The 4,436-nt window shown below is 73.6% G+C and carries 5 protein-coding genes; all 5 read left to right on the forward strand.

What is annotated here, in order from left to right; genetic code table 11:
- The first annotated feature begins 106 nt into the window (after positions 1-106).
- The 5 genes from ACFU0Y_RS17245 to ACFU0Y_RS17265 all read left to right on the forward strand — a co-directional run bounded on the left by ACFU0Y_RS17245 (position 107) and on the right by ACFU0Y_RS17265 (position 4,386).
- A complete protein-coding gene (locus ACFU0Y_RS17245) occupies positions 107-634 on the forward strand; it encodes a hypothetical protein (RefSeq protein ID WP_380216038.1) in 528 nt (175 codons plus the stop codon).
- Between the two features lie 95 nt (positions 635-729).
- Positions 730-1,566: an exodeoxyribonuclease III gene (locus tag ACFU0Y_RS17250; RefSeq protein WP_380216040.1), complete on the forward strand. Its 837-nt coding sequence runs from the start codon at positions 730-732 to the stop codon at positions 1,564-1,566.
- A 43-nt stretch (positions 1,567-1,609) separates the two neighbouring features.
- The gene (gene trpS, locus ACFU0Y_RS17255; protein ID WP_380216042.1) at positions 1,610-2,674 is read left to right on the forward strand and encodes a tryptophan--tRNA ligase; all 1,065 of its coding nucleotides are present in this window, start codon (positions 1,610-1,612) and stop codon (positions 2,672-2,674) included.
- Positions 2,675-2,702: 28 nt separating this feature from the next.
- Complete coding sequence (locus ACFU0Y_RS17260; RefSeq protein WP_380216044.1) at positions 2,703-3,266, forward strand: 2'-5' RNA ligase family protein; 564 nt, start codon at positions 2,703-2,705, stop codon at positions 3,264-3,266.
- A 13-nt stretch (positions 3,267-3,279) separates the two neighbouring features.
- Positions 3,280-4,386, forward strand: coding sequence for a YhjD/YihY/BrkB family envelope integrity protein (locus ACFU0Y_RS17265; protein WP_380216046.1), 1,107 nt, complete (start codon positions 3,280-3,282; stop codon positions 4,384-4,386).
- The last annotated feature ends 50 nt before the right edge of the window (positions 4,387-4,436 follow it).

Consider the following 4,436-nt stretch of genomic DNA (forward strand, 5'->3'; position numbering starts at 1 on the left):
CCCCCGGGAGTCGTCGCTCCCGGGGGCGCGGCCGTCCCCGCGACCGGGCGGGGAGGGCCCCCGCGCCGGTTCGTGGCCCGGCCCGGGATTTGCGACAATGGGGACCATGCGCTCCCTCGGATCCCCGACCCCGTCCAGCTCCCCGGCCGCCGAGCCCTCCTCCCGCACCGCCCTGTGGGGCACCGTGATCGGGCTGGCCGTGCTCGTGGTCATCTTCGTGGTGGCGCTCCTGCAGGCCGCGAACGCCAACTCGTGGCTGGGCTGGGCGCTCGCCGGGATCGCCCTCGGCTGGCTGCTGCTGGCCACCTGGGTGGTGCTCATGGTCCGCAAGGCCGCCCGGTTCGGGCGACGGCAGGTCGACGAGGCCCGGGAGCAGCTGCGCACCGGCTCCGGCCGGGCCCCCGCCGCCACCCGCTCGGGCGCCGCGGACTCCATGCGGGACGAGAAGCTCTCCCACAGCTTCCAGATCGTCCTGGTCCAGTCCAAGGTGATCAAGCAGGAGCTCTCCGCGCTGGACGTGGCGGGCCCCGAGCGCGAGGCGCTGGACCGGGCCCTCGACACCATCGACGTCACGGCCGGCAACGGGATGAGCATGCTGCGCCAGGAGCCCCTCAGCGGCACCGTGGTCGACTGACCGTCCCCGCCCCGCAGCACGCACGGGTCCGGCACGGACCCCGCACGATCCCCGAAACCCCCGCTCGCCACCACCCGGAAGCCAGGTGCCCCCGCATGTCCCGCCCCGAGAACCTCCTGCGCGTCGCCACCGTCAACGTCAACGGTCTCCGAGCCGCCTACAAGCGCGGCATGGCCGACTGGCTGACCGGCCGGGACGTCGACATCCTGTGCCTGCAGGAGGTCCGGGCCCCGGACAAGGTGGTCCGGGAGCTGCTGGACGAGCAGGTGTGGGACGTCCACCACGCCGAGGCCGCCGACAAGGGCCGGGCCGGGGTGGCCGTGGCCACCCGCCGGGACGCCCGCGGCGGGGCGCTGCTGCCCACGGCCCGGCGCGGCTCCATCGGCCACGAGCACTTCGAGACCTCCGGCCGGTGGGTCGAGACCGACCACGACCTGGCCGACGGCACCACGCTGACCGTGGTCTCCGCCTACGTGCACTCCGGGGAGGTCGGCACCCCCCGCCAGGACGACAAGTACCGCTTCCTCGACGTGATGACCGAGCGGCTGCCCGAGCTCGCCCGCACGCGGGAGCACGTGCTCGTCGTCGGCGACCTCAACGTGGGCCACACCGAGCTCGACATCAAGAACTGGAAGGGCAACGTCAAGAACGCCGGCTTCCTGCCCGAGGAGCGGGCCTACTTCGACCGCTTCTTCGGCGAGCACGGGTACAAGGACGTCGCCCGGGAGCTGGCCGGACCGGTCCCCGGGCCCTACACGTGGTGGTCCTACCGCGGCAAGGCCTTCGACACCGACGCCGGGTGGCGCATCGACTACCACATGGCCACCCCGGGGCTCGCGGCCCGGGCGGTGACCGCCGTGGTGGACCGCGCCGCCAGCTACGACACCCGCTTCTCCGACCACGCGCCCGTGGTGGTCGACTACCAGCTCTGACCCGTTCCCGCCCCGCGCCCGCCCGATCGAAGGACCCCGCACCGTGACCCCTGAGCCCGTACCGTTCGACGTCCCCACCGACACCGGCAGGCCGCGTGTCGTCTCGGGGGTCCAGCCCTCGGCGGACTCCCTGCACCTGGGCAACTACGTGGGGGCCGTGCGCAACTGGGTGGACCTCCAGGACGACAACGAGTGCGTGTTCTTCGTCGCCGACCTGCACGCCATCACCGCCGAGCAGGACCCGGCCGCCCTGGCCCAGCGGACCCGCACCACGGCCGCCCAGTACATCGCCGCGGGCATCGACCCCGAGCGCTCCACCCTGCTGGTGCAGTCCCACGTGCCCGAGCACGCCCAGCTGGCCTGGGCGCTCAACTGCATCACCGGCTTCGGCGAGGCGTCCCGGATGACCCAGTTCAAGGACAAGTCCGCCCGGCAGGGCGCCGACAACGCCACGGTCGGGCTGTTCGCCTATCCGGTGCTCATGGCCGCGGACATCCTGATCTACCAGGCGCACCAGGTCCCCGTGGGCGAGGACCAGCGCCAGCACCTCGAGCTGACCCGCAACCTCGCCCAGCGGTTCAACGCCCGCTTCGGGGACACCTTCGTGGTGCCGGACGCGAAGATCCTCGCCGAGTCCGCCAAGATCTACGACCTGCAGAACCCCACCGCCAAGATGTCCAAGTCCGCCGCCTCGGAGAACGGTCTCGTCCGGCTGCTCGACCCCGCCAAGAAGAACGCGAAGAAGATCAGGTCGGCGGTCACGGACGACGGCACGGAGATCCGCTTCGACCGCGAGGCCAAGCCGGGCATCGCCAACCTGCTGACCGTGTACTCGGCGCTCACGGGCCGCTCCGTGGCCGACGTCGTGGGGGAGTACGAGGGGAAGCTGTACGGCCACCTCAAGGTGGGGCTGGCGGACGTGGTGACCGAGACGCTGGACCCCATCCAGGCGCGGGCCCAGGAGCTGCTCGACGACCCCGCGGAACTGGACCGCCTCCTCGCCCGGGGCGCCGAGAAGGGGCGGGAGATCACCGTCCGGACCCTGGAGTCGGTCTACGACCGGATGGGCTTCCTGCCGCGCCTGGGCGGGTCCGGGGCGCTGGGCTAGGCTGGGTCCCGTCCTGTGAGGAGTTGAGTTGACCCGTACGCAGCAGTCCCCGACCATCCGCCCCGGCCAGGTGTACGCGGGCGTGGTGATCGAGCTGCCCGAGCCCGTGGGCCGGGAGCTGCAGGACTGGCGCGCGTCCTTCGGGGATCCCGCCTCCTACGCCGTGCCGGCGCACATCACGCTGATGATCGCCCCGCAGGCGGAGCGCTGGGCGGACGTGGTCGAGCGGGTGGGCTCCGTGGCCCGCGAGTGGGAGCCCTTCCGGGTGGAGATCAACGGCACCGGCACGTTCCGCCCCGTGAGCCCGGTGGTCTACCTGCGGATCGACGAGGGCGAGGAGCAGTGCCGGGCGCTGCACGACGCCCTGCACGAGGAGCAGCTCGTCTCGGCGTCCCCCTTCGAGTTCCACCCCCACGTCACGATCGCCCAGTCCGTGGAGGAGGAGGACCTCGACCGCGCCCAGGAGATGCTGCGGACCTACCGCGCCGGGTTCCTGGTGGACCGGATCGGCCTCTACGAGCTCGACGGCCGCGGCGTCTGGCGGATCCGCGAGGAGTTCCCCTTCACGGGGCGCGACCGCGACCGGCGCTGAGGCCGCCCCGGCCATGAGCACCCGCACGGGTCCCCGCCCCGGTCCCGCCCCGGAGCTCCCGCCCCGCGCGGTCGACCGGCACGGCATGCGGCAGGAGGCCCTGCGCCAGCGCGCCGTGCTGCGCGAGCGGCGCGCCGCCGGCGCCGGCGTCCTCGGCACGGCCGGCGCGGCCCTCGGGGCGGGCCTGGCCGCGACGTACGGGCGGATGCCGGTCCGGGTGGTCCTGCACTACCTCTTCCACGGCGGCCCCCTGATGGCCGCGGGGCTGTCCTTCGTGCTGATCTTCGCGTCCACCGCCCTGCTGGTGATGGGCTTCTCCGTGATCGGCGTGTTCCTCGGCAACGACCCCCTGGTGCGGGACGCCGTGGTGGAGGCCGTGACCGAGCGCGTGCCGGGGCTGCTCGACACCGGGGACGGGGGCGTGGTCCCCCTCGAGCTGCTCGAGGACAGCCGGCCCTTCACGCTCGCCACGGTGATCGGCGGCGCGGTGCTGTTCTTCTCCGGCTGGCGGTGGGTCTCCGGGGTGCGGCTCGCGTTCCGCCGGCTCTTCGAGGTGCCCCCGGCGAAGGGCCTGCCCGTCGCGGCCGTGCCGCGCGACCTGCTGGGCCTGCTCGTGCTGGGCGTGCTGCTCGGCCTCTCGGTGGTGGCCAACGGCGCGGCCTCCGGCTTCCTGGGCTTCCTGCTGGACGCCGCCGGGGAGCTCGGCTGGGGCAGCGGACCGGAGTGGCTGCGCACCGGGCTCACCTGGGCGCTGAGCACCCTGCTCGTCGTGGTGCTCGACGCGCTGTTCGCCCTCGAGCTCGTGCGGGGCGTGGCCGGGCTGCGGATCACCCGCCGCGCCCTGGCCGTGACGGTCCTCGCCGCGGCGGCCGGCAACTTCGCGCTGCGCTACATCGGCGGCACGGTGATCGCCGGGGCCACCACCAACCCGTACCTGCTGTCGGTGGCCCTCGTGGTCGGCGTGCTCCTGTGGTTCTACCTGTTCAACCAGGTGCTGCTGTTCTCGGCGGCGATCGGGGCGATCGTGCACGCGGACCAGCGCGGCGGCCGGGTGCACCCCGACGGCGAGCAGGTGGCGATCACCGTGGTGCCCATGGCGTCCCTGACCGGGGGCCGCTGAGCCGCCGCCCGCACCGACGGCCGCGGCCCGCCCCCCGCGGTGCAGGGGAC

It is taken from the genome of Kocuria sp. NPDC057446, assembly GCF_042802875.1.
GTDB lineage: Bacteria > Actinomycetota > Actinomycetes > Actinomycetales > Micrococcaceae > Kocuria.